At 38.5% G+C, this 5,949-nt stretch carries 3 protein-coding genes and 1 pseudogene; all 4 read left to right on the top strand.

Annotation, left to right across the window (positions count from 1 at the left end):
- A pseudogene (locus DW938_RS14890) lies at positions 1-420 on the top strand (hypothetical protein); the annotation flags it as partial.
- 685 nt (positions 421-1,105) lie between these two features.
- Entirely contained in the window at positions 1,106-1,255 is a 150-nt protein-coding gene (locus DW938_RS14885; protein WP_158455053.1) for a hypothetical protein, read from the top strand.
- A 155-nt stretch (positions 1,256-1,410) separates the two neighbouring features.
- Positions 1,411-3,111 (top strand): recombinase family protein, encoded by a 1,701-nt coding sequence (locus DW938_RS14055; protein WP_118125530.1) that lies wholly within the window; start codon positions 1,411-1,413, stop codon positions 3,109-3,111.
- Between the two features lie 474 nt (positions 3,112-3,585).
- Positions 3,586-5,949, top strand: a 2,364-nt coding sequence (locus tag DW938_RS14050; protein ID WP_181984467.1) for an RICIN domain-containing protein, incomplete at its 3' end; no start/stop codon positions are given.

Here is a 5,949-nt window from a genome sequence, read left to right as displayed (position 1 = left end):
CGTAATGCAAAACTTTATTGTGTAGGACGTGATATTGAAAACGCAGAAATTAATTTGCATTTCGATAGTGACTTGAAAAAGTGGATAGTTACAGATGAGTTGTCCACAAGCAAAACCAAAGACAACATTTTTCTTGCAGCGTTGTATGTTTATCTAAAAAAGCACATTTCGTTTACAGGTACTGCGTCAGAACTTGTAAGTGAACTAAAAGAAGTCACGCAAGAACAATTCTATCCAAACAGAGTTACAAGAGATCTGGTTCAGAACGGCTACACACTCAGAAAGTACGGGATAGATTTTCAGTACAAGCGAACTAGAAACGGCAGGCTGATAATTCTTCATTACGACCGTGAGCGTGACAGTAGTGACAGTAAAAACACTAGCGAAGTTACTGTCAACAGGCTGACCTTGAAAGTATGAAAAGTCCTGCAAAACCTTGCTTTACAAGATGTGACGGTAGAAATCAAAGCAAGTTTTACTGTCAACATTTCAAAGCTACTGTAAAAGCCAAATCAGCGAACGTGTGGCGATCTGTGGGCTTTAGTTTTCAGTCGGGTAAGTTTAGCAAAGCCAAATGGAAACCCCACACAAGCGATTTGTGAGCCGCTGTGGGCGATATTTTAAATAAGGTTAGCTTGTTCAAGTCGAACTCAACAATTTGAGCAATTATGTACTTTTCACAATTAAGCAGCTAGAGCTATAACCACCAAAGCTAAATATTTCATTGCAAGTTAAAGTTTCGGGGTCGCAGCCCCCGAAACACTCACAGCGAACGAGCAAAGCTCGCCGCAAAAGTGCCGTAAATACGCAGTTTGCGAGATACGACAAGGTCGAGAAGTCAATGGGGTCGTAAAAACAGGTCCTTGATAATTCAGAGGTCGCACACCGCTAAAATCAGGCTGAAACAGCGTAAATGCGTGCTATCGTGTCGGCGTCGAAAGGTATAAATGCAATAAAATCAAGCAAGTTTTTTGTTGCAGTTGGTGATTACTATTTCAAAGTTTTTGTGATATCATTGACTGGAAAAACAGTGAAAAACAAATGGATAATTTTTGATGAGTGTGAGAAAATATTACTGATGCAAATGGAAAAGGAGAGATGTCTATTGAGTAAAAATCCGAAAAGTCCCTATTCCAAGCTGGAAATGAAGAAGAAAACCCTGGCTGCTTGGACTAAGCTGCTGCTCAACAGCGGCGAGATCGACATCAAAAAGTACAACAGAATGATAATGATGATCGAAAGACTGGCGGCATGACCGCAAATGCAGTGCCGAAAGGCATTGCTACATATTGCCACAGGTAAGTTATTCCGTGCCATTGACCCTGTGCTGTCGGCATGGTATAATCATATTAACTAAACAAAATCAAAGTCAAAACAATCAGTCAAGGCTTTGACAAAAGGAGAATTTTAATGGATATTTATGCAGCCGCTGACCTTATGAAACGTGAGCGGAAAACAATTTTTGATCTTGAAATCAATGTTACATTTTATGCACGAGTATCAACGACCCGTGATGAACAGGAAAACTCTATTGAAAATCAGATCAATTTCTTTACAGAAATGATAAAATCAAATCCAAATTGGAATTACATTGAGGGCTATGTTGACAGAGTAAGAGGTGAACATGCCGAGAACCGTGCTGAATTTATGAGAATGATCGAAGATGGAAAAGCAGGAAGGTTTGACCTTGTACTTACAAAAGAAGTCAGCCGTTTCGCAAGAAATACTATCGACAGCCTTACCTATACCCGTGATCTTCTCCGAGCAGGGGTAGGGGTCTTCTTCCAAAATGATAACATTTGTACCATTGATTCTGACAGCGAAATGCGTCTTACTATAATGTCAAGCATTGCCGCTGATGAAGTCAGGAAGCTTTCTGAACGTGTTCGTTGGGGTCACAAGCGTTCAATAGAAAGCGGAAATGTTATGGGCAACAATCGTATATTCGGCTATGATAAAGATGACTGTAAACTTGTCATAAACGAACCTGAAGCAGAAATGGTAAGAATGATATTTGACCTTTACTCTACTGGTGATATGAGCGTCAGAAAGATAGAACGAATACTATATGATAAAGGCTACCGTGGACGCAATGGTACAATGATACATCACAACACCGTTTCAGGCATTATACAAAACCCAAAATATAAAGGATTTTACTGTGGTAACAAAGTAAGAATAGTTGACTACCGCACAAAAGAACAGCGTTTTTTACCCAAAGAAGAATGGGTGATGTACAAAGACGAAACAGGCGAAGTCGTACCTGCCATAGTATCTGAGGAAATATGGAACAAGTGCAACAGAATATTTGAAACAAGAAGTGCTGCCATAAAAAGCCGTGAACACTCATTTAAAGACACAAGTGTCTTCACCGGTAAGATATGGTGTGCAGCTCACAACAAGCCATATTGGAGGACAAGTTACTCAAACAGCGTATCAAAAGGTCAGCCAATATATCAATGGATATGCTCAGAAAAAAAGAAAGAAGGTGCAAAAAGCTGTGCTTCATTTGCAATAATGGAATCAGAACTTTACAGCATACTGTCGGGATTTTTCAAGGACGTGGCTGAAAACCTTGAGGATTATGTTGAAACATTTCTTCGGATATATAAAGAATCAGACCGCTCTGCCGAGGCAATGCGGCAGGTAAGCGGCCTGAAAGCAACACTGGAAAAGGAAAATAAAAAGCGTGATAAACTGCTGGAGCTCTATATGGAGGAGCTTATCACAAAATCAGAATTTACAAAACGTAATACCGAGAGCAGTGAACTAATAAAAGGAATAGAACATCAGATAAGATTTATCGAAAAGAAAAGCGAAAACGACAATAGTTATGCAAAAGCTATAAAGCGGATTGAAAAATACTTCCGTGAAATGTATGATCCTAGCCTACCAATGAACAAGGAACAAGTCGACGAAATGGCAAAGGCAGTCATAGACCGTATATGTGTAGTTCCAATAAATAAGAACACAATGAAACTGGAAATTAAACTTCTGACAGGTGAATCAGAGCCGATGACATACATTAGGAACGGAGAAAGATATGCTCGGCGTTCTGGACTCACCAGCAAGAAGATGATCGACGCTTACAAGACAACAGGCAACAAGTAATTTCTCCTAAAAGTCCTAAAAACTCCGCCGTGGCATTCGCTGTGGCGGAGCTTTTTACTTGAAATCAGGCAAAAAAAGTAGTATAATATACACATAGGGTCGGGGTAAAGATCATAGTAAAGAGGGATAAATATGTTGACTAAAAAGATCGCCGCAGGACTTACAGCTTTTGTTATAACAGCTTCTGCCATAAATGCGTCCTTCTTCCAAATAATAATACGATATGATTTTTTATAGGATTACATACTAATATTGGTTAATATTATAGCACATTCTACATAATTTGTCAATATAAGCTGCGTGATTTGTTATAAAATAAACAATAACTGATATCAAACTGACTAAGCACTTTGAATGCAAATATTATAACATATTCAGACAAAATTATTTTTAACTTTTAAATATGTATTGACAGCAAAACAATTTGGTAGTATTATATTGGTATAAACTTGATTTTTTTTAGGGGGTATTCTTATGAAGAAACGAATAGCAAGCTTGTTTACCAGTTTGCTTATGATCGTTAGTTTGATGGTCGTTATGCCAACTATGTCGGTGAGTGCGGCTAATAATATCATAATCGCAGGTATTGACATAGGTTATTCTAATGGCAGCTACTTTACTAAAAACGGTAAATCGTGTGCGACGATGAGTGGCTATTGGTCAAATGGAAGATGTCATAAAAATGGTGTTTGCGATAGTGCGACAAGTTATAAATGTAATTGCATGAGATATTATCCAACTGGAAATCCTAATACATGTCAGGTTGATTTAAAGGCATCACAGTGTTGGGGCTTTGCGAGATATTGCGAATGGAAGGTTTATGGATTTCATGATGGCCTTTCTGCTTCAAAGTTTAAAACCACAGTTGGAAAAACTAATGCTAACTCATGTACAGAAAGCTATATTAAGAGCAAATTTTATAATATTGCAGTTGCGTCTCATCTGCGTACAGGAGATGGTGGCCATTCTTTGTCAATAATATCTACCGATGAATCTGGAGTTATTTGGGTTGACTGTAATTCTGATGGATACTGTAAAGTTATTGTGCATAATCAGACATGGGCACAATTTGCAAACTATTTAAAGGGAAGAAGCGGAATATCATATGTGTATTCCTTTATAGGTGGTAAAGGTTCTGCTGAAGCAAGTTCAAAACCTGGCAAATCGGCAATAAACGTTAAAACTGGAACATCATATAAATGCACGACGTTCAACTGGACTGCTTCAAGTAATACAAAAGTATATTCAATTAAAATACATAAGAATGGTACTCTTTTTAAGGAAAATACTACTGCCGCAACGAGTTGGAGTGTGATCCTTCCTGTAGGAGATTATGAAGCGTATGTTGATTCGTGTAATGATTCAGGATATACTTGTAGTAACATTGTAAAGTTTACCATTGAAAAGGGTAATCCTGTTCCTAGCAGCACAACTGTGTCTGCTTCCGCAGGCACGAATTATACGCCTACATCAATTTCTTGGTTAAAAACGGCAAATACCAATGAATATGATGTGAAAATATGGAGAGGAACGGCACAAAAAGGAGAGGCTTACAAGATTTTATGGGGTGAGAAAGGAACAAGTTGTCTTGTAGATTTACCAGCGGGATATTACGAAGCCTATGTTGATAGTCGAAATGATTATGAGTGTAGCATGAGTGCTAATATTGTAAAGTTTACTGTTACAGATGGAAATTATTTGGATATAGGTGATGACTTTTACGCATCGTTACTCATATACAAAAATTGGCTTAATGTTACTAATGTGAATGGTTCAATAACTGTACAGAAAAGTGAGAATGCTTCTGCAAGACAGATTTGGTTTTTTGATAGACAAAGCGATGGTTCATATACTATAAAGAACTGCGCTGATGGGAGCTATTTAGATTCTTGTAGTCCAAATGGTGGTCTGGCTCAATCAAAAAAGTACAGTGGGTCAAATACTCAAAAATGGTACATTTTTGGAAGATGGTCTGGAGAGTATTATTTTAAACCCAAAAGTGTAAATATCGTGCTTGATGTGAAGGGCAATATTACCACAGGCGATAAAGTGCAAGTTTGTGGTTTGAATTATAGGGATTCACAAAAATTTGCTATATACAAACTTGATAGTTATATACTCCCTTCAAAGATCAACTTGAACTCAGGTTCTGCAACTATAGAAGCAGGAACAACCAAGTCTTTAACTGCAACGATTTTACCGACAAATTCAACAAATAAAACGATTATATGGTCTACTAGCGACGCTTCTATTGCGACGGTAAGTGGTGGTACTGTAACTGGTAAAAAAGCAGGAACAGTAACGATTACAGCAAAAACAACCAACGGATTAACGGCAAATGCACAAATAAAAGTTGTTTCTGGTCATACTTTTGGCACATGGACTACCACAAAAAATGCAACTTGCACTCAAGTTGGTACAAAAAGTCGGAAATGTACAGTTTGCGGAAAAACAGAAACACAGACCATTGCAAAGACTGGACATAAGTCAGTAACTGACAAGACGATTTCTGCCACCTGCACAACAGACGGCAAGACGGAAGGTTCGCATTGCTCAGTTTGTGGTGCGGTAATAAAGGCTCAGGAGATAATAAAGGCAACAGGTCATAAGTTTGGCAATTGGACAACCATAAAACCAGCTACCTGCACAGAAAGCGGTACACAAATCAGAAAATGTGAGACTTGCGGTGCAACTGAAAGCAAGAGCTTATCAGCTAAGGGTCACACAGAAGTTGTTGACAAGGCGATCCCGACCACCTGCACAACAGACGGCAAGACCGAGGGTTCACATTGCTCAGTTTGTGGTGCGGTAATAAAGGCTCAGGATATAATAAAGGCA

Source organism: Ruminococcus sp. AM43-6, from assembly GCF_003461785.1.
In the GTDB taxonomy this organism is placed as follows: Bacteria; Bacillota; Clostridia; order Oscillospirales; family Ruminococcaceae; genus Hominimerdicola; species Hominimerdicola aceti.
This window is presented reverse-complemented; position numbering and strand designations above follow the sequence as displayed.